19 protein-coding genes and 2 pseudogenes are annotated in these 20,055 nt (G+C 60.3%); 5 read left to right on the plus strand and 16 right to left on the minus strand.

Annotated elements, in window-relative coordinates:
- Positions 1–216: 216 nt before the first annotated feature.
- The 5 genes from ACVIGB_RS16590 to ACVIGB_RS16610 form a co-directional block, all read right to left on the minus strand.
- Positions 217–1,647: a DUF1254 domain-containing protein gene (locus tag ACVIGB_RS16590; RefSeq protein ID WP_456721812.1), complete on the minus strand. Its 1,431-nt coding sequence runs from the start codon at positions 1,645–1,647 to the stop codon at positions 217–219.
- Positions 1,648–1,894: 247 nt separating this feature from the next.
- Complete coding sequence (locus ACVIGB_RS16595) at positions 1,895–2,575, minus strand: hypothetical protein (RefSeq protein WP_456721811.1); 681 nt, start codon at positions 2,573–2,575, stop codon at positions 1,895–1,897.
- Between the two features lie 432 nt (positions 2,576–3,007).
- Positions 3,008–3,925, minus strand: coding sequence for an HlyD family secretion protein (locus tag ACVIGB_RS16600; RefSeq protein ID WP_456721810.1), 918 nt, complete (start codon positions 3,923–3,925; stop codon positions 3,008–3,010).
- Positions 3,903–4,118, minus strand: a complete 216-nt coding sequence (locus ACVIGB_RS16605; RefSeq protein ID WP_456721809.1) for a hypothetical protein — start codon at positions 4,116–4,118, stop codon at positions 3,903–3,905. The genes ACVIGB_RS16600 and ACVIGB_RS16605 overlap by 23 nt, the downstream gene beginning before the upstream one ends.
- Positions 4,119–4,162: 44 nt before the next feature.
- Positions 4,163–4,657 carry a helix-turn-helix domain-containing protein gene (locus ACVIGB_RS16610; protein ID WP_456749166.1) on the minus strand — a complete coding sequence of 165 codons (495 nt, stop codon included), beginning with the start codon at positions 4,655–4,657 and terminating at the stop codon, positions 4,163–4,165.
- 288 nt (positions 4,658–4,945) lie between these two features.
- Between ACVIGB_RS16610 and ACVIGB_RS16615 the strand changes: the two genes are divergently transcribed.
- Both ACVIGB_RS16615 and ACVIGB_RS16620 read left to right on the plus strand, forming a co-directional pair.
- Complete coding sequence (locus ACVIGB_RS16615; protein WP_456721808.1) at positions 4,946–5,947, plus strand: helix-turn-helix domain-containing protein; 1,002 nt, start codon at positions 4,946–4,948, stop codon at positions 5,945–5,947.
- A gap of 170 nt (positions 5,948–6,117) precedes the next feature.
- A pseudogene (locus ACVIGB_RS16620) lies at positions 6,118–6,195 on the plus strand (nitrile hydratase); the annotation flags it as partial.
- A 24-nt stretch (positions 6,196–6,219) separates the two neighbouring features.
- Here ACVIGB_RS16620 and ACVIGB_RS16625 read toward each other — a convergent pair.
- Positions 6,220–6,417: pseudogene (locus ACVIGB_RS16625) on the minus strand (KUP/HAK/KT family potassium transporter); the annotation flags it as partial.
- A 94-nt stretch (positions 6,418–6,511) separates the two neighbouring features.
- Here ACVIGB_RS16625 and ACVIGB_RS16630 point away from each other — a divergent pair.
- From ACVIGB_RS16630 to ACVIGB_RS16640, 3 genes are all read left to right on the plus strand, one after another.
- Positions 6,512–6,853, plus strand: a complete 342-nt coding sequence (locus ACVIGB_RS16630) for a hypothetical protein (protein ID WP_456721807.1) — start codon at positions 6,512–6,514, stop codon at positions 6,851–6,853.
- Positions 6,854–7,263: 410 nt separating this feature from the next.
- The gene (locus ACVIGB_RS16635) at positions 7,264–8,505 is read left to right on the plus strand and encodes an ABC transporter substrate-binding protein (RefSeq protein WP_456721806.1); all 1,242 of its coding nucleotides are present in this window, start codon (positions 7,264–7,266) and stop codon (positions 8,503–8,505) included.
- Between the two features lie 70 nt (positions 8,506–8,575).
- A complete protein-coding gene (locus tag ACVIGB_RS16640) occupies positions 8,576–9,367 on the plus strand; it encodes an IclR family transcriptional regulator (protein WP_456721805.1) in 792 nt (263 codons plus the stop codon).
- A 5-nt stretch (positions 9,368–9,372) separates the two neighbouring features.
- Here ACVIGB_RS16640 and ACVIGB_RS16645 read toward each other — a convergent pair whose 3' ends face one another.
- The 10 genes from ACVIGB_RS16645 to ACVIGB_RS16690 all read right to left on the minus strand — a co-directional run bounded on the left by ACVIGB_RS16645 (position 9,373) and on the right by ACVIGB_RS16690 (position 19,800).
- Positions 9,373–10,599, minus strand: a complete 1,227-nt coding sequence (locus ACVIGB_RS16645; RefSeq protein WP_456721804.1) for a CaiB/BaiF CoA transferase family protein — start codon at positions 10,597–10,599, stop codon at positions 9,373–9,375.
- A gap of 49 nt (positions 10,600–10,648) precedes the next feature.
- Positions 10,649–11,566: an HpcH/HpaI aldolase/citrate lyase family protein gene (locus ACVIGB_RS16650; RefSeq protein ID WP_456721803.1), complete on the minus strand. Its 918-nt coding sequence runs from the start codon at positions 11,564–11,566 to the stop codon at positions 10,649–10,651.
- 73 nt (positions 11,567–11,639) lie between these two features.
- The gene (locus ACVIGB_RS16655; RefSeq protein ID WP_456721802.1) at positions 11,640–12,134 is read right to left on the minus strand and encodes a MaoC family dehydratase; all 495 of its coding nucleotides are present in this window, start codon (positions 12,132–12,134) and stop codon (positions 11,640–11,642) included.
- A gap of 7 nt (positions 12,135–12,141) precedes the next feature.
- Positions 12,142–13,392, minus strand: coding sequence for an acyl-CoA dehydrogenase family protein (locus ACVIGB_RS16660; RefSeq protein WP_456721801.1), 1,251 nt, complete (start codon positions 13,390–13,392; stop codon positions 12,142–12,144).
- Entirely contained in the window at positions 13,389–13,883 is a 495-nt protein-coding gene (locus ACVIGB_RS16665) for a MaoC family dehydratase (RefSeq protein ID WP_456721800.1), read from the minus strand. Before ACVIGB_RS16665 ends, ACVIGB_RS16660 begins: the two co-directional genes overlap by 4 nt.
- A gap of 182 nt (positions 13,884–14,065) precedes the next feature.
- Positions 14,066–14,851 (minus strand): alpha/beta fold hydrolase, encoded by a 786-nt coding sequence (locus ACVIGB_RS16670; protein WP_456721799.1) that lies wholly within the window; start codon positions 14,849–14,851, stop codon positions 14,066–14,068.
- A gap of 3 nt (positions 14,852–14,854) precedes the next feature.
- Positions 14,855–16,171 carry an MmgE/PrpD family protein gene (locus ACVIGB_RS16675; protein WP_456749167.1) on the minus strand — a complete coding sequence of 439 codons (1,317 nt, stop codon included), beginning with the start codon at positions 16,169–16,171 and terminating at the stop codon, positions 14,855–14,857.
- A 276-nt stretch (positions 16,172–16,447) separates the two neighbouring features.
- Entirely contained in the window at positions 16,448–17,461 is a 1,014-nt protein-coding gene (locus ACVIGB_RS16680; protein ID WP_456721797.1) for an NAD(P)H-dependent flavin oxidoreductase, read from the minus strand.
- 21 nt (positions 17,462–17,482) lie between these two features.
- Positions 17,483–18,649: a CaiB/BaiF CoA transferase family protein gene (locus tag ACVIGB_RS16685; RefSeq protein ID WP_456721796.1), complete on the minus strand. Its 1,167-nt coding sequence runs from the start codon at positions 18,647–18,649 to the stop codon at positions 17,483–17,485.
- Positions 18,646–19,800 (minus strand): CoA transferase, encoded by a 1,155-nt coding sequence (locus tag ACVIGB_RS16690; protein WP_456721795.1) that lies wholly within the window; start codon positions 19,798–19,800, stop codon positions 18,646–18,648. Before ACVIGB_RS16690 ends, ACVIGB_RS16685 begins: the two co-directional genes overlap by 4 nt.
- Positions 19,801–20,055: the final 255 nt, after the last annotated feature.

Here is a 20,055-nt window from a genome sequence, read left to right on the forward strand (position 1 = left end):
AGCATCCCGCGTCTTCCTGCCAGGCGCCCGCAAGTTGAGCGCAGGTCAGCGCCTGAACGTAGATATAATCCCGGCTGCGAGCATCAGCGCGCTGTGGGCAACTGCTCACCATCTGAACCCGCGAGTCAGGTCCGAATTCGCGCCGGCCAAAAGAGACCGGCACGAGTTCGAGCGCTCGAGTAACTTTCCGGGCAGCATGGTTGATCCAGGTGCCCATCAAGCCCGCATGATGCCGGGCGGTTGCCACGTCCCCTTGCCGACCGGGAGAATCGAGGGCGTCTCCGCTTTCGGCCAGTAGAGCCGCATGGCCATATAGATTGGGCCGTTCGGCGCCGGCAGCCAGTTCGATTCCTTGTCCGCCCCCGGCGACTTGTGCTGAATATAGACCGTCAGCGACCCGTCCGCGTTCTTCTTCATGGTGGGCAGCATCGGCGAATTGATCAGATAGCGGTTGATCGGATTTTCGATCAGTAGCTGGGTCTTGCCATCGTACATTGTCACCGACCAGAAGGCGTTGACCGGCGGCAATTGACCTGCCGGGAAAGTCAGCGTGTAGTTGTGCGTGCTGCCGTCGAGCGGCTTGCCTTCCGAATCGAACTTGCCGAGCGGGTAGGTCGCTTCCACCGCATCGTTCCCATAGATGCCCGCCTTGGCGCCCGCGGCGCGTTTCAGCCAGTCGCCATTGAAGAAGGCGGCGTCGCCAAAGAGGGAACTGAGCCGCCATTCGTTGACCGACACGCCGGCCTTGTCGATGGCTTCATCGATCTTTCGTTCTCCTTGCTTCATTCCGATGAGAATCTCGGCCTTGTGCTCAAGCGAGAGATCCTTGAAGCTGAAGGTCTTCCCTGCCCCGACACCAATGCGCGCAAGCTTTGCCCGGATATCCTTCTCGCTCTCGAGCACCGGCGCGAACTGCAAACAGAAATCGAGATACTCGAAGAAGTTCGTCTTCACGAGCTCCTTGTCGATCTTCGGAAAATTCACGGCCGGCGAAGCTGGCGGCGCCGACTGCTTCAGATAGGCCGAAAGCGGCTGCGCCTTGTAACCGGCTTGCACCTTCGTCACGTTGTCAATGTCGCCCGGATCAAGAAGCTGGGTACGGTAGAGGGCGAGCGAGAACTGCGTGCCCGACTGGAACACCTTCTTGACCCCGGCGGGAGTTGTCCCCTTCCACTCCGGTCCGACGACCATGTAGTCGCCAGCATCCTTTCCAGTGGCGCGGCTGCCGATATAGCCGTAATTGAATGTGTTCCCGTCGATAAGCTGTACTGAGTAGTAGCGCTTTGGGTCCACCGGCGGGACCGAAAGCACCATCGGCTCCGTCCTCAGGTCCATCCACACAACTGAATAGGGCGTGTCGCTGTTCGGCGAAATGACGGCGGTATCTTTATAAGTAAAGACGTGGGATTCGTTCTTGATCTGATTGAACGGCGCCTTGAACTGCCCCGAGTTGCGATCGATGGCGTATTCGTACATGATGCCGTAGTTCATCACGATCGGCAGGCCGTAGATGAAGCCGGCCTCAGCGATGTCCTTGGCCTCGATAATGCCAGGGTAGTTCTGCGCCATCAGGAGGCTCGGCCTCGCAATCGCGGCGCCGGCGGCGATCGCCGCGGTGGAGCGAAGTAGATCTCGCTTCGTCAACATTTGCCGTACTCCTTGTTGTTCGATTGAGTTATCGAATCGATCCGCATTTGGAAGTCAGGGAATCCATTGCAGTTTATTGGGATGTGCCACCGACACATTGACCGCGGCCTCCGCGCCCGATCCTGCGTGGGGTCGGCGGGCGTGCTCATGACCAGACGACAGATCCGCGCTCGCGGTCGACCCGACGGCAAGGAGCGCGCAAGATTGCCATATGCTCATGAGGTCGTTCGAACTTTCGCGCGGACGCTTAGTAGCAAGGCGGATAGGGGTAATAGCCACAGCGCGGCGGGTAGTAATAGGGATAGGCGGCCACAGCAGCCGCTCCAACAGCCGCGGCCCCGGCAACAGCAGCGCCGCGATAGTAGGCGCCGCGCCAGGCCGTTCTGCGGGCGACACCAGCAAACGACAGCGGCGTCAGCGGCCGGCCAATGATGTCGATGAAGACCGACGCTGGCCCATCGACTCCCGCCAGGTCACCTTCGAGCAGATCGACGTCGAAAGTCAGCTTGTCGCCTTCGAGCTTCGGCGACTTCAGTACAACCACCGCGTCGAAGACAGCCGATCCGTCCTTCTTGAATCCGGACACCGTAGCGTTCGGCGGATCCTTTGCGAAATTGTCGCTGCCGTTGCCCCAGTCCTCGACGATCCGCGCCGTCAGATCATGTCCGGCGGCCCGCACCGGGCGATCCGCAAACACGATGGCATTCGGCGAAACTCCGGCCAGAACGAGCTTTCCGTCCTTCAGGCTGGCGCCCCTAGAGTTAAGAACGAACAACGACGGAACGACCTCGGGCTTCGACTGTCCGATGGATTTCTCCAGCGGCATGTGCGGCTTCGGCTCGGCTGCCGATTGAGCGGAAAGGATCGTCGGCATACACGCCATGCCAGCGGCGGCAATGGCGAGAAGAGCGGCACGCAGTATTGTCATTGGTTTACCTTTCTGTATCCTGTCCGCACGGCGGCAAACCGACGTCGTGTCCTCGAACGGGACACCTCGACTGCCAGATCACCGTGTCCCGTGTCATGCTCTCCGCCCCCAACTCGGACCATCGCTGCTGGCATCCAATGAGCATCGGGAAATGGTTTTCGTCCCGCTATTTCGCGGCAACCGGGGAGGATGTCTTGCCATTTCGCGCCAATGGTCGCGGCCTTCGCTAATTCTTGCTGCCGGATCGCGGAGCCCGTTAAATCGTCGAGTCGGCAAAACATGCGCTCGATAGAGTCACGCGGGCTGTAGGCTTTTGGATCGCTGGAGTACGGCTGTCCGCTGGCCGGGTTTGACGGGCGGCGGCCATGCCCGACGATGCATCTCCGTTTGCCGGACACACCCACTCCTGCATGCGGGTATCAGATCGATTCCCTACAGATAAGCCGTGTAGGACTGGACCCAGAGCACGATGCAGGCGATGAGCCCGATGGGTCCCGCATTCTCGGCGAACACCGTCACCGTGCCCGACGTACCGAGGCGCAAAGTAGAGCGGTCGGCATTCGCTGGAATCGAAATCACCGCGGGGTACGCGCTCGTACCGCCAATTGATCCGACACGAGCGAGCGTCCCTGAAACCGCAATTTGCCCCTGCCCGACCCCTTCCGGAATCTCCGTGATCCTAGCCTCGTAGATGCGTCCCGGGTCATTGTCGAAAACGAGTTTGACCCGCGCACCGGGCCTGATAGTGCGAAAGCCATTCTGTGAAAACACACCGACAATGGAAACGTCCGACTCTATGATGAAGGACATCGCCGCGCGTGCCTGCAAGGCGCGAGCACCAACCGCCAGCGCTACGACGCTGGCGTAGCCGTCCGACGGCGCCTTGACCGTCGTCTGCTCAAGCTCCCATTTTGCATCATCGAGTTGCGCGCGGGTCTGCAGCACGGTCGTGTTGACGCCGCCGATCGACGATTCGAACGAGGCCCTCGCGCCCTGCTGTTGCGCCTTTGCAGACTGCAACTGGGCAATCGCAATATCGAGCTGTTCGCGCGTGTCCTGCTCACGAAACGACGTGGCGGCTCCGCTGTTTGTCAAGGAAGCGATATCGTTCAGCCTCTTTTCATGAAAAGAGACCTGTCTTTCAAGACCCGCCACATTGGCGTTGGCCTGATCGTAGTTCGCCTTGAGCACCTCGGCCTGATGCTGAGCGGCGATTAGTGCGGCTTCAAGCTGCCGAACCTTGTATCGAAACGGCGTCGGGTCGATTTCGAACAGGACCGCGTCGGCCTTCACCGGCACGTTTGGTTTGACGGGGATTGCGATCACCTCACCACTGACGTTCGGCGTCACTTCTACGACGCGTGATACGACCACGATCCGCCCGTTTGGGGGTGAGATAATTGAGCATCGCCATGAAGACGGCGAGAATTCCAATGCCTGCGAGGGCAGCGACGATTCCGGACGGCCAGGTCAGGCGTATCAGCTTGAACTTTGAAAATGCCAGCCAAATCAGGACAAGGTAGCTAACGAGAATGATAAACATCGTTTGTCCTGTCGTAGCAGGTGCCAGGCTGACGCCAACGTTCTTCAGTCAGTGCCGTCAGAACGCTGTCTTTTCCCTTGTCGAGGGGATGCGACGTAACTCCCGCCTGGCGGCGAAGATGTCTTGCCATTTCGCGCCAATCGCGATGGTTTCTGCTGATTGCCCGTATGCGGCTCCTTCCCGGGTCGGGGCCCGTCATTTCCTTGAACAACCCGCTGACGCCGATAGATGACGGGCTGTATTTCTGTCAGACGCATGAAGACACGGCTGAAGCTGCTCGTTCCCGCATAGCCGAGGCGCTGGGCGATCTCGGATATGCGCTGGTTGGATTCTAGAAGCAGGTAGCAGGCCGTATCGAGGCGCACTTCCGCAACCATGTCGCTGTAGCTGGTGCCCATTCCGGCGAGATGCCGCTGCAACGAGCGCGGACTCATCCCGAGTTGGAATGCGGTGCGTTGAAGCGCTGCGTCACCGTGACGCAGTGAGGCAGCAATCGCCGCCCGCACCGAGTATCGGGATGGGATGTGAACAGGCTTCATGGGACCGAAGACATGTGGTGAAGAGCCGAGACGCCTCGTCTAGCCTTCGCTTTTGCTGGAGCATGATGGGAGAAACGTCGGAGGTCTTGCCATAAGCCGCCAAGTTTAAGGCCGAAGGGCGCGCGGGCCACTGAGCCGGCCCAGTCTCGTCGCCCCAATGCAGCGGGTAGATATTTTGCAATACACGCCAACCGGGAGCCATTATGCTCTAAGCTTTCGGCAACTCAGCCGCGCTGCACACCGAAGCTGGAAAGTCGCCGAACTCAATTTCTGCGCGAGAGCCCAAAAATGACCGTACTTCCGTTAACTCGTTGCCAATTCATTATCCCTTTCGCTCACATTTGTAATGAGATCGGTGCCCCAACGGAGGCGTTGCTGACCAAGTTTCGCCTTCCAGCTTCTTTGGAAGAAAAGCCAGAGCACTACATCCCAATCCTGCTAGCCGTACGTTTCGCGGAAGCCGCACAGCGGTCGCAAGGCATCACAGACATTGGATTCCAGGCTGCGCGCCGGCTGCAATTCTGCCACCTGAGCGAAAAGATGCGCGCCATCATCCGCTTCTCGCCGACGCTGTTCATTGCCTTGCAGCAATTGTGCAAATGGGCAGCGCTTGAAGACACGAACTTGAGTATGTGGCTGGAGCGCGACGACAGTCACGTGAGAATTTGCAGCAAGCTTGCGGACACGGCCGGGGTGCCGCATCTTGAGCATTCGCAGTGGCTTCAGAATGTCATGTCGATGCATATCGTACGACAATTTTCCGGCCCCCACTGGATTCCGGCGACGATGGCCTTCGAAGCCCGCTATGAGCCGAGCCTCGAGACCCGGTCGTCCTGGCAAAATACCCGCTTCATATCGGATCCGAATTCCTCATGGATCGATATTCCCATTTCATTCCTGGATTTCCCCAATCTCGCAAGCGAGACGTTGGCACCTTCACATAACGACGACGTTGGGCCGTCCGGCCACGAAATCGTCTCTGCAGTCAAATTGATGCTGCCATCCTACCTGGACGATCGAATTCCAACGATCGCAGAAATGGCAGAGATGGCCGGCATCAGCATCAGAAGCTTTCAACGTAAGCTCTCAAGCGCCGGCGTTTCATATTCTGACCTCCTTGACGGAGTGCGCTTTGAAAATGCCGCTAAACTTCTGCGCGATACGGATGCCAAGATTATCGATGTCGCATTTTCTTCCGGCTACTCCGACCCTGCGCACTTCACTCGCGCCTTCCGACGCTTTTCCGGAGTTACGCCGAGAGAGTTTCGCGGCAAATGGAATCCGCAATAGGCGTCTCGTTACGCTCGTTGCGAGCCCGTCGAGATCATACGCCATGGCCAGCGTGCGTTCGTACTGATGTTGGCTGAACAGTACGACTGGATGCGGGTAGCCTGTCTCCGGGCATATCGGCACGACAAATAGGAGCAGCGTCGTCAATACGGTGGAGCGGGCCGAAATGGATGGTGGCGAAGCTGACCTACTACGAGCGCTGGATCGTGGCGTTCGCCTGTATCTTGCTCAGAAAAGAGATCCTCACGCCGACCGAAATCGCACTCGAGATGAAGGAGGTCGAGGGTGAGCGGCACCACCGCCGACGACAGCGAGGGCGCGCCGACCTTCAGGCCTTCGATCGCCGACAGCGCGGAACTGGCCGGCGTGATCGCGCCGTCGCCATAGAGCAGGGCGGCGCCGACCAGGCCGACGACCAGCAAATGGGCGCGCCAGGTGCCGGGCGCCGCGTTGCGTGCCGAGAGCAGCGCCCCGCCGGCCGATCTCAACCGCGAAGTTCATTCAGAATAGGTAAAAAAGGGCCAGCCACAGACGGGCTCCCCCTTGGGGCGTAAGATAGGCCAGATGATTCAGCCACTCCGAGACCCACAAGCAGTCGCGGCAATCGCAGCAGCCCTGCGCAGCACGCGCGGTGATGACGTCGCACGTGTGATGCTCACAGATGGCATGACACTCGCCGCCCTTATCGATTCCGTGCTGGTTTCGCGGATCAAAAATAGCGATGCTGTCAAATTAGTCGCGAGGGCGCTTGCATCTGGCGATTTCATTTTCACGCCTGAGCTCGGATCGCTGTGGCGCCTGAAGTACATCTACGCGTGCACGGGATCACTGGATGTTGTCGACATGGCTATCGCAACACCGCACGAAACAATCACGAGCACGGCGATTCGGCTGCGATTGCACTGACGCAAGAGTGGCCAGCGTGTGAATGGGCTCCCAACATTGACCCCACACTTGGAAGATCAATCAGCGACTTATGATACCGATCGGCGTCGGACCCCCATGCCAAATAACATCTCTGCCCGTTGGACGCCGATGAAAGGACATTCACCGATCTGAGAGCGGCGAGCTCTTTGTCCAGTCTAGGCGCGTCTCCCGCCATCGTAAATCACGGACGTGATAGTGGGTCGTTGCGTACGCAAAGCCCCGAGTATCTCGAGGGCGAGTCTCATTCATCACATCCATGATGCTTCGAGAATTGCGCGCCAAAGCGGCTTGACCCTCCCTCTGACCGACGCAAGTCTTGCCGCGTCAGTGTCGCGGGCAAGCCACCTCCTCTCAGCGGTGAGCCCGTGTCCGGACGTCAGGGAGAAACCATGGCATCGAGATCTTTCCACCTAGCATGTCTCGCGATTGTGTGCCTTGCCGCCGCCTGCTTCAGCACCCCAAGCCTCGCGCAGAAGAAATATGATGTCGGCGCCAGCGACACCGAGATCAGGATCGGAAACACAGTAGCTTACAGTGGCCCGGCATCATCTTATGGAGCGATTGCCAAATCTGAGGCCGCCTATTTCAAGAAGATCAATGATGAGGGAGGCATCAACGGCCGCAAGATCAACTTCATTTCTTACGACGATGCCAACAGCCCCCCAAAAACCGTCGAGCAAACACGTAAGCTGGTGGAAAATGATGAGGTGCTGTTCGTCTTCAATGCCGTCGGCACCGGCCCGAATACCGCTGTCCAGAAGTATCTGAACGCAAAGCAGGTGCCGCAGCTCTTCGTCGGAACCGGAGCGACCAAATGGGGAAACCCCAAGGGCTTCCCCTGGACGATCGGCTGGCAGCCTACCTACCAGAGCGAAGGACGCATCTTCGCCAAATACATTCTTGAACACCATCCGAACGGCAAGATTGCCATTCTTTGGCAGAACGAGGATTTCGGCAAAGACTATGTGAAGGGGCTCAAGGACGGTCTTGGTGAAAAGGCCCAGTCCATGATTGTTGCCGAGAAGACCTACGAGGCGACCGACCCGACGATCGATTCACAGGTCGTCGCGTTGAAGGCTTCTGGCGCCGACATCATGATGACCTTCGCGACGCCGAAGGCCGCTTCCCAGGCCATCAAAAAAATCGCCGAGATCGGCTGGACCCCGGTCCACTTCCTCGCAAGCATCTCCAGCTCCGTGGGCTCGGTCGTAAGACCTGCCGGCTTCGAGCACGCGCAGGGCATCATCTCCAGCACCTACACGAAAGATCCGACCGACTTGGCCTGGAAGGACGATCCCGCCACAAAGGTTTGGCTCGCCTTTATGGACAAGTACTATCCGGATGGCGACAAAACCAACAGCTTGAGCGTCTACGGTTACCTCGCCGCCCAGACTCTCGTGCAGGTCCTGACGCAGTGTGGCGATGATCTCACACACGCGAACATCATGAAGCAGGCAGCAAATTTGAAGGAAGTCGAACTGGAGATGCTGCTGCCGGGCATCCGAATCAACACCACCGCCACCGATTTCTTTCCGATCGAGCAGATGCAGACGATGCGCTTTGAAGGCGAGAGCTGGCACCCGTTTGGATCGGTGATTGTAGGCGAGATCGGGAGCGGACAATCGCAGTAGAGACCTCGCGACCTAGGCGGTCGTAAGAAATCGCCCTCGCCGGTCGTAGACTTCCGGACCGCAGACGAGCATGATCAGCGCGAGAAATCTACGCGATTTAGGCATGTCGGCAAAATCGAAACTAGCGGCGGGCGCAGCGGTTAAATCCGCAGAACGCGTTCTGGCGATTCTGGAATACTTCCGGGAGACTAAGCGCGCTGCGACAGTCGGCGAGATCGCTGGCGCACTCATTCTCCCGCAGTCCAGTACCACAATGCTGCTCAAAAGCCTGCTGAAGCTCGGTTATCTGGATTACACGCCTGAAACCAGGAAGTTTCGGCCGACCTATCGCGTTGCCGTACTTGGAAGCTGGATCCAGCACAGCCTGTTCGAGAGTGGCCCGCTCACCGACACCATGGATGCGATAGGAAATGCGATCGGCGAAACCGTGCTACTGGGCCTCCAGAACGGCCCGCACATGCAGTACGTCCATATCGTCGTTCCGAGCCAGGGCGTCTTGCTCGCGACGCAAGTCGGCATACTTCGGCCAATGACCTGCTCGGCGCTTGGCCGCATGCTGCTGATCCGAAAGACCAATGATGAAATCAGGGCGATCGTCCGTCGCAACAACGCCGACGCTGAGGACAGCGCCCACCGCGTTCAAGAGCAGCAATTCATGGCGGAAATCGAATCGATCCGAAGTCAGGGTTTTGCCGAGAGCAGAGGCAAAATGACACCGGGGGCCAACGTTATCGCAATGCTGGTTCCGGAGCAGCCCGACACCACGACACTGGCAATCGGCGTCGGTGGCCCTATGATGCGCATCGAAGAACGGCGCGACGAAATCATCAAGGTGATGAGGCGGCATCTACGCGGAAAATAGAGCCTCTATCTCAGGATGTTTGCTTGTCGCCAGCTCACTATCTCGCCGGGCACGCAGCCGATCGTCCGGAGTATCTCTTCAGTGTCTTCACCCAGCATCGGCGCGCGGCGACGGATCGATCCGGGCGTTTCGGTCAGGCGAATGGGGATCCCCGCGATGGTCACCGGCGTGTCACAACCGGGTTGTTCGACCTCGACGATCATCTCGCGGATGGCGAAATGCGGATCTTTGACGATTTCGTCGATGTGATAGACCGGCCCGAACGGAATCCTGCCACCCAGGCGCTCGATGAGCTGCTCCTTGGTGTGATCGCCGACGTACTGTTGGACCGCCCCATAGACCAGATCCTTGTTAGCGATCCGGGCCTTACCAGTCGCCGTGCGCGGATCGTCGATCAGTTCCTCGCGTCCCATCAGTCCACAGAGCTTCTTCCAGAATTCGTCGGTGTGCGCGGCGACGGTTACCCAGCCATCGCGCGCCTTTAACATGCCGAACGGCGCCAGCAGCGGATGCCGGTTGCCTTCCGGATGAGGATTGAGGCCCTGGAAGGCACGCTGATGCACGATCCGCTCGCAGAGCGACAGCACGACATCGACCATCGACACATCGACATATTGCCCCGCACCGGTCTTTCCCGCGCGCAGAATGGCGCAAACCACTCCAAAGGCCGCCATAGTGGCCGGCACCAAATCGCCTACCCCCGGTCCCACCTTGATCGGCGTATCCGCATCTGCGCCGGTGATCCCGATGATGCCGCCCATGGCCTGAGCTACCGGGTCATAGGCCGGCCAGTCGGCATAAGGGCTGCGTCCGGTCCGTGGATCGCCGAAGCCCCGGATCGAAGCGTAGACCAGCCGCGGATTTTCGCGAAGCAGGCTTTCGTAAGACAAGCCAAGCCGCTCCATCACGCCGGCTCGAAAATTCTCTACGACCGCGTCGGCGCTCTTGCACAGACGAATGAGGATTGCCTTACCTTCCGCGCTCTTCAGGTCAAGTGCGATGCTTTTCTTGTTGCGATTGACGCTCGCAAAATACCCGCCGAACGATTGCTGTGTGTCATCGACCCGGAAAGGGCCCGCCGCCCGGGTGCCATCGCCTTCGAGCGGCTCGACCTTAATTACCTCAGCCCCCTGGTCGGCGAGCATCATCGTGCAGTACGGTCCGGCCAGCATCTGGGTCAGGTCGATGATGCGGACGCCCTCCAGCGCGCCGGTCGGTGCAGTGCCGATCATTGTTTCACCCGGTAAGAGCAGCCTTCATCAGGAAACATGCTGGCGATCTTCACATCCCAATCAGATTTGCGCGCTCGACCACATTGTTGACGATCCGGACCGATGCGATGTCGATCATCTTGCCCTCATACATCACCGCTCCCAATCCTTTCGAAAGCGCGTCGTCGAACGCAGCTTTCATGGCACGGGCACGATCGACTTCATTTCGCGTCGGGGAGAATACCTCCTGGGAGATATCGACCTGTGAGGGATGGATCGCCCATTTTCCGACCAACCCCAGGGTCATCGCCCGCCGGCATTCTTCCCGGTAACCTTCCGGATTCCGGATGTCGCCATAGGGACCGTCGACAGGATCGATCCCGAACGACTTGCAAGCAATCGCCAGGCGATGCCGCTGGTAGTGCCAGATGTCGCCCGGATACCCGCCGGAGCCGCCGATCGCCGCCACCGCTACGCCCTGGCTCGCGGAATAATCGCCCATGCCGAAGATCAACGCTTCAAGCCGCGGCGTCGAGGCGGCGATGCGCTCGATGTTCATCATGCCCTCGACCTCCTCGATCAGGCATTCGAGGCCAATCCGGTTCTTGATTCCGAGATCCTTTTCCAGTTGGGTGAGAAGCTTGTCGACGAACAGGACATCGTCGGCATCGAGCACCTTCGGGATCATGATAAGATCGAGCTTCTCTCCAGCTCCTTGCACCACATCAATAATGTCGCCATAGCAGAATCGAGTCGCCGTATCGTTGATGCGGACACAGCGGACGGTGCGGCCAAATTCCAGCGTGTTGAGGGCCTTGACGATGTTGCTGCGCGCCGCCTTCTTGTGGTCGGGCGCGACGGCGTCCTCGAGGTCAAAGAACACGTAGTCGAGATCCAGTGCAGCCGCCTTTGCCATCATCTTTTCCGAACTGCCCGGCACCGAGAGCTGGCAGCGGCGCAGGCGCTTAGGCCGGATATGCTTGGTCATGGATATGATCTCCAGGTGCTGAACTGAGTTGTCTGAGCCGGCGCGTCGATGTGGGGACGAAAATGCGGCGCCTCTACCGATTCGCCCAGGCACTGCGCCGCTTCATCAGCACCGTGCGCTCGCCCTCGTAAACAAGCTTGTCGTGCTGGTTGATTCCGAAGTGCTTGAACCGAACGATGCCTGCGTCCGCGCGATCGGCATCCGTCTTCTCGAGCACCTCGGTAAAGGCGTAGAGCGTATCGCCATGGTGGACCGGCGCTTTCAGGCGGATCTTGTCCATCCCGACTTCCTGGAGCACCTGCTCACCGGTGTCCTGCGCGGCGAGCCCAATCACCATGGAAAAGTTGATGCCGCCATAGACGACACGGGTGTCGAAACCGGGAACGTCCGATGATTGCTGCATCAAGTGCTCGTTAAAGTGACCTTGCGCGGTATTCATCACCATGTTTGTGAGCAGAACATTATCCATCTCAGTGACGGTCTTGCCGCGGGCATGGGCAATGGTCTGGCCGACTTCAAAATTCTCGAAGTAGTTGCTCGACGATGTTCGGCTGCTGATATTGCTCATTGTCTTCTCACGCCAAATGCGCGGCAAAGGCCTGCTCGATCATGCGGCGGTCCATCGCCGAACGGCCGAGCAGGTTGTCGGAGATGATGCGCTGCTGTATTTCCGAGGTGCCTTCGAAGATCTTGGTGAGCCGCGCATCGCGCCAATAGCGTTCGACGGCATGCAGCTTGGTATATCCGGCGCCGCCGTGAATCTGGAGGGCCTCCGAGGTCACTTCCTCCGCCATCTCGGAGGCGAAGTATTTCACCATCGACGCCTCCGAGTCGCAGCGCCGTTTTTGGTCGATCTCATTGCAGACGTAGTAAAGCAACTGGCGGGCCGCCTCGATCTTAGTTGCCATGGTCGCTATCTTGAAGCGGATTGCCTGGAATTCGCTGATCGGCATGCCGAACTGCTTTCGTTCCTGAGCGTAGGCGATGGAATCTTCGAGCGCCCCTTGCGCCAGCCCGATCGAACGTGCCGCGGTGTGGGCCCGCGCCGCCTCGAGGCCGTAGGCCATCAGATAGAACGCCTTGCCTTCTTCACCGATCAGCGAGTCGGCCGGCACCCGGGTGCCCTGAAACGACAGCTCGTAGGTGTTCCAGCCGAAGTAGCCGATCTTCGGGATCGGATTTCCTTCGCAGTTCGGCGGCAATGTGCCACGCGGCTTCTCGATCAAGAAAGCGGATATTCCGAGGTGACGCTTGTCAGCCGAAGGTGACGGCGAGGTCCGAGCGAACACCGTGATGTAGTCGGCACCATCGGCAAAAGTGCACCAGTACTTATTCCCAGTGATCACCCACTCGTCGCCGTCACGAACTGCCCGGCACGAAATGGACGCCAGATCCGAGCCGGTACCGGGCTCTGACAATGCCGCAGCCTGCAGAAACTCACCCCGCGCCGCGCGCCGCATCCGGTCTGCATTCTTCGGCGACAACGCGCCGCCGAGCCGCAGCCAACCCGCCTGGCCCCGCGCCATGATCGAGGCGACCGACATCCATCCGCGCGCCAATTGCTCGGTAACCAGGCAGTATTCGAATGTACCGAGGCCGAGACCGCCGTACTCTTCCGGTATCCTGATTCCGAAATAGCCCATGTCCGCCATCTTCTGGCGCAACTCCATGGGGATCATGCCCTGCTGCGGGTCCAGCCGGTTTGCGACCGGCAAAACCTCTTTCATAGTAAATTCACGCGCAGCGTTGCGGATCAACTTGCGCTCATCGGTCAAATAACCCTTGCCGTCGCCTGCGGCGGTAGCATCGTCGGATGATGTCGTCATGGGCGCTTCCTCACAAGATTGCTGCGCTGATAGTCAACCAACAGGACACCCTGCGCATCGAAGCCTTTGGTATGCCAAGTAACGATCCCATAGTTCGGGCGGCTCTCGGTCTGACGGCAAGCCAAGACCACGCTTTCCGCGTAGACGGTCTCGCCGACGATGACCGGCCGATGATAGGTGAGCTTATCGACACCCAGGAACGGACCGCCGCCTTCGCTAAGATCTTCAACCGTCAGTCCGAACACTGTGTTGAACAGAAGCAGCGGGCACACGACCAGATCTGCGTAGCCGTGTGCCCGCGCATAGTCGGCGTTGGTGTAAAGCGGGTTGTAATGCAGCGTCAGGGTCGTAAACAGCGTGTTGTCGCCTGCAGTCAGCGTGCGGCCCCAGTGATGCCGGAAAACACGCCCCACGGTGAAGTCCTCGAACCGGTTGCCGCGCGGCCACGGCTTCGCTTTTGCTTTCAGCTCCGCGACAGGGTCGGTGGCCATCTCGGTCTCTCCTCAGCTTGATCTCTTTCGCGTTTGCGATTCCAAGACATCGGAAACGTGCAGCGTTGCTGTAGGCCGACAGTGGCAACCTCGTTACTGTTCGTCCACCTCAATGAGCCGCGCCACGCGCATAATCATATATGTGATTGCTAGATTGCCTGCGATGAGGTGGCACAACGAGCTCACGCAGCTGGCGTACACTTGGCTGCAAAACCCGCGACCGCGTCGTTGAACGAAGCAGGTGCCTCGACATTGATGGAATGCCCGCCCTCGAGGTCCACGATAGCAAGCGACGGCAGCAGTCTTGCGGCGCGGTCGCGCAGCGGCTGGAATAGCCGCTCCCAAACACCGTTAACCAGCAAGCTTGGAGCCTTCAGTTCACCGAGGCAATCGACCACAGAGAGCAGCGGGGTGGTGTAGCGAATGGCATTGGCGATGGCGCCCGGCTGAATTAGCGCTGCATCCTCCAACATCTCCTGCTTCACTTCGCTCGGAAAGCGGGTCGAAAAGCGGGGGTGAAAGCGCAGCGCTTCTATGGCAGCGCGGCCGCCTCTCTCCAGGGCATCGGCCCGCGCCATCAATTCCGCGCCGCCAGCCCGCTCGCCAGGTGCGGACAACGCAGACATCGAATTGGTGAATATCTGGCCGAACACGTGCGTCGGGTGGCTGTGCGCATATCGGATCGTCAGACCGGCTCCGAAGGATTGTCCGCACACTAGCCAGCGATCGACGCCGAGGTCGCGCCGGATCGCCTCGAAGGCGTCGATGTAGCTGGTCACACCATACTCTGCTGGATCTTCCGGCACAGGCGAGCGACCATGCCCCCACAACTCGATGATCACCGGCCGGACGTATTCCTTCAGAGCCGCAAGATTCGGCCGCCACTGCACGCGGCTCGACAGAAAGCCGTGAACGAGAAGCAGGTGGGGACCCCTGCCCCCTGCCTCGACTTCTACATGAAGCTTCACGTATCAGTCCATCAAAGCGCGGATATCATGCAATGTATCCAAAGTGGCGATGTTGCACTGAAGCTTGTCTGCCGGCTCGACACCGATCACAGGAGCCGCAAGGCTGCGAAACTTTGCCGCGAGACGTTTACTCTGACGGTTCATATCCGTGTCGGGAATACCTACATCAAGGTGGGTTTCGGCAACCTGGCCAGCACGGCTTTTGATGACGACACGCGCATCGTGGCCCGGCGGCCGGTCGCCGCGGACGGTGACGCGGTCTCTGAGGTCCGTCAGCACTGAATCGGTAGCATTTTCATCCGAATATGTTTCGGTCGCGGCCGTGTCCTTGCCGCATGCGGCAAGGGCGGCCGCGTGGCGCAGACTGAACTTGCTTTCCAGTCCGGTCCTCGGTGCGGGAATATTGCAAACCGATAGATGCCCGGACGGGACATGCACGTCGATCGCGGCAACGTCCTCCCCGTTCAGGGAGAGTTGGTGACGCAAAGCGCTGACAGCTTCGATAGTTGAATGAGTGAGATAGCATGCGGCGTGATACTTGAAGAGCGTCTTGACAATCGTGCTTCCGGGACGTGGCAACCGCGGTTCATCCGCCGCAAGGCCATCGCTTTGCGTAGCGACGAACCCTTGCTCGACCTCGAGCACCCCCGGGTTGGCGGTTAATCCGCGCGCAGCAAGCCGGGCCGCAAGAACACCGTTGGCTGCAGCCCGGCCGGCGTGAAATGGCTTCGCCATGGTTCCGAACATCGATTTCAATCCCGCTGCCTGGGTTCCAGCAAGACCAAACGCGATCGCCATCTGCGCATCGTCAAGGTTCATCAGAATGCCGGCTGCAGCCGCGGCACCGAACGACCCCAGCGTCGCCGTGGAATGAAAGCCGCGCGCGTAATGTGAGGGCATCACCAGCGCCCCCACGAAAGCCGCCGCCTCGTAGCCAGCGATAAACGCCCGAAGGACGTCCATCCCGCTGCGGCCTTCCGATTCTCCGACGGCCAAAGCGGCCGGCAGAATAGCAGCGGTCGGGTGCCCGACCAGAGGATGAACGTCGTCATAGTCGAGAGCATGCGAGGTTGTGCCATTGACCAGCGCTGCATCGGCAGGCGCGCATGCGAATGTCGATCCGACAATCGACGATCGTCCACGCGAATTCTCCGCGACTTCATCGCGCAAAATCCGGGCGACAGCCTCATTCAATCCGGCAAGGGTGACGCCGAACCAGTCCAGCATGCACTGCTTGGCGACCGTAACCGCGCGCGCATCGAGATCGGCGTCCCGATAACCGACACTATGACGCGCCAGCTTCAACGTCAGGTCTGTCATTTTCATTCTCGTGTTTTCCCTAATCGCAGACGGGGGTCGTATGGTGAAAGCATGCACTCAGTGCCCCCGCCAGAAGCCGACCGCCGTCACGGCTTGTGCGATTTGCGCACGCAACGGCGTTGGCATCTGGCGCCAGTGTATCGTCGAGATCGAGAATGAGGCTGTCCGAGGGCGCACGCATTCGAGCCCGGCATAAACAGAACGCTGCGGAGCAGGTGCGTCATCGGTCGATCCTTGAATGCTCGTTCTAAACTCGGCGAACCATCAGCAGTTCGATCAGGCGGTCGCCCGCGCGTCGCGCCCCACCTTCACCGAATTCTCGCTAGGTATAGTCGCAAGAACCGGGCGCAACGCCGCCGCGGCGGCCCGATACTCGGCCTTCAGCCGCCGGCACAATTCCGCGGTAGAGGGGATGTCGTCGATGTTGCCGACGCCATGGCCCGCGGTCCAGATGTCCTTCCAGCGCTTGCGCGTTTCGGCCGCCGCGACCACCTTGCCCGGCAGCGTGGTGCGCAGCACGTCCAGATCAATGCCCGCCGTAAGCAAACTCTTGGTCAGCCAGTTTGCGGGGGCGCCGTCGATCGACGCACTGAAGAACACGTCAGTTGCATTGGACTCGACAATCATGTGCTTTTGGCCCGCTGGCGCCGACGACTCCATGGTGGCGATGAAGCGGGTGCCGATGTAGGCGAAATCCGCGCCCATCGCCTGCGCCGCCAGCACGTCGCGGCCGGTGGTCATACCGCCGGCCAGCACCACGGGACCGTCATGGATGCGGCGCACCTCATTCATCAGCGCGAACGGATTGATCGTCCCGGTATGCCCACCGGCGCCGCCCGCCACCGCGATCACGCCGTCGACTCCCGCCTCCAGCGCCTTCTCAGCATGACGGCGGTTGGCGATGTCGTGCAGCACCACGCCGCCATAGTCGTGAATGCGGGCGATTACATCGGTAGGCGCGCCTTTGGAGGTCAGCACCACAGGCACCCGATACTTGATGCACAGTTCCAGATCGCCTTCCATCCGGGTGTTCGACGGATGCACCACGAGGTTGACCGCGAACGGCGCAATCGTGTTGCCGGCGGGCTGGTCATGCAGGCGTTTCAGGCCGTTGGTGGTTTCGATCAGCCATTCCTCAAACATCTCGCGTGTCCGGGTGCCATGGGCAGGGAAGCTGCCCATCAAGCCCTCTGAGCAGGCCGCGAGCGTCATCGCCGGGGTCGAGACCAGGAACATCGGCGCCAGGATGACGGGGATTTCGAGCTTGCCGGCGATCTCTTGGACGTTCATTGCCATCTCCAGTGTTCGTTTTCACGCGCCGGGCTCGGCACGCGTGACGCCGAGTTCTGCAAGGCGCCGGATCGCTCCCTCATCAAGCCCGACAATGCTTCGCAAAACGTCTTCGGTGTGTTCGCCGAGATCGGGCGCGTCGCGTGTAACGGTGAGTCCGTTGCCGCCAAAGCAATAGGGCATGCCCTTGACCACTTCGCCGTTGCGGTGCCAGACCAGCGTGTGACCGGCGAGTCGTCGCTCGCGCTTCAGAGCGGCGCCATCATGCACCGGCGCAGCAGCCAACGCGGCCGCAGCAAGCGCCGCAGCCGCATCGGCCGCCGGGCGCGCCGCGCACCATCCAACCAACGCCGTTCGCATGTTCAGTGCGTCGCCGACAATCGCGCGGCAGCGTGCGACGTCGGTATCATCCTCCAGTGTCACGGCAACCCAACGGCGGTCCGATGCCAGGAAACAATCTTGCAGGACAACGCCCTCCTCCGCGTTGCCGCGCCGGCGCGGCTCCGCGCGTCCAGGGTCGACTGAACTGGCGAGAATCTCTTCCCCAATCAGAAAGCTCGTCACCTCGCGTTGCGAGATGTCGAGCAGCGCGCCCTTGCCGGTGCGCCGTGCTTCGCGCAGCGCCGCAATGATCATCCCGGTGACAAACAGCGACACCACCTGATCCGGATAGTTGACGTGCGGCCCGCTGATCACGGGCTTGTCGCCGTCATAGCCGGTCAGCGCCGCAATGCCGCCCATCGCATCGAGCGTCGAGCCGAACGAGCCGTGCAGTCGATACGGCCCGGTCTCGCCCTGGCTCGATATCGAGGCAAAGACGATGCGCGGATTGCGACTTGCGAGGGTCGCATAGTCGAGCCCCAGCCGTTCGAGGACGCCACGGCGGAAATTTTCCACGACCACATCCGCCTTGGCGATCAGATCCTGCACCACGCGCCGGCCTTCCGGAATTTTGGCGTCGAGCGCCACCCCGCGCTTGTTACGATTGGTGAAGCGAAACTGCGGCGACCGGTTCCACCATCCCGGCGCCGTCTCGTGGCTGCTGCCGATGGAACGGAACAGATCCAGGAAGCTCGCCGATTCAACCTTGATAACATCGGCCCCGAGGTCGGCCAGCATCGCCGAGGTGTTGGCGCCTGCGGTGAGCTGACCGAAATCAACGACGCGAACGCCGGCGAGCGGTTTCATCGGAGCACCGCCTCCAGCGTTGACGGCTCAGCGGCTTCGGACGGTGCAAAACTGCGGCCGTTCCACAGCACCGGCAGCCGCGGCGAACGCAACGCACCAAACGAAGGATCGCCCGTGGCAACGATGAAGTCGCGCGCCCCGCATTGCGGATCGTCGAGCAGGTCGACCGGTCGGCACACCGGTCCGAGCGGGACACTCCGCGCTTGCGCCTCGGCATAGACCTGCGTCCGTGTCCGTGCTGCGAACCAGGGCGACAAATGCTCATAGAGCTCACGAATGTGTCGAAGGCGACCCTGGCGCGTGGAGAATTTCGCGTCATGCAGGGCCGGGTTATCGACAAGGTCGCGCAGATTCTCAAATTGCGTCACCGTAAAGACCACCGCGATCCAACCGTCGAGGCAGCGCACCACCTGAAATTCCGAACTGGCGCCCTGGCGGGTCGGCGCGTTGCCGTCGCCATCGACACCGGCAACGGCCTTCCAGTTCACCCACATCACGCTCTCGATTAGGGAGATGCGGGCGGGTAGCAGCGGGCGGCCGGCATCGCGCTCCGCGAACAGCGCCATCAATGCGGTGAACGCGGACAGGCCAGCGGAATAGGACGCCTGATGGCCACCGAGCCGCAGCGGTTCGCGATCGGGATCACCCACCATATCCAGGAGACCGCCGAGCGCGAGAGCAGTGAATTCCGACAGCCGTGGACCGGGGACAGGCATGGTATCCGGCCATCGCGCGACCTCGACCACGGCGATGCCGCGTTCAACGACGGCTGCACGCGCATCATCGCCATCCTCCAGCAGGACGGCGTCGATCCGCTTGCTCAGAAGCATTTCGATCGACGCGCGCGCCGCGCCCGGATCGTCCGGCAATACCAGCGAGGTTTTCCCGGCGTTGAGAAATTCGAACAGTGCGCTACGCGCCGTCGCTGCGGAGCCGCGCGGCAGAAGTGGCGGCTTGTGCCGCACAGGATCGCCACCTGGTGGTTCAAGCTTGATCACCCGGGCACCGAGGTCGGCCACAATCCTGCCCGCCAGCGACGTTGCCAGACGAACGCAGACCGGCGCCAGCTTGTTGCCGATCTCGAGAATCACAAGGCCGGCGAGCGGCAGGTCGCTCCCGCCCGCGGCAACCGGTCCGGCGGCCTTAGTCATGAATCTGATTGAGACCTGGACGGATCGTCGATCGCCAAATCATGTTGATTCCTCTCGTCGGGGAAAGAGCCCGAACCACACCCAGCTGTTATCGTGATATCGATGCGTGCCCCCGCACTGTGACAAGCCCTTGAGTTCAGCGTCTAGTCTAGCTGCGCATTTCGCGATCAGAAATCACGGATGTGATATTCGAGGATTGTGCATTTTCCCGATCTTGGTTGTGGATTTTGGCTGCCGACGCGGCCGATGTCATGA

This window comes from Bradyrhizobium sp. USDA 4341, assembly GCF_054063755.1.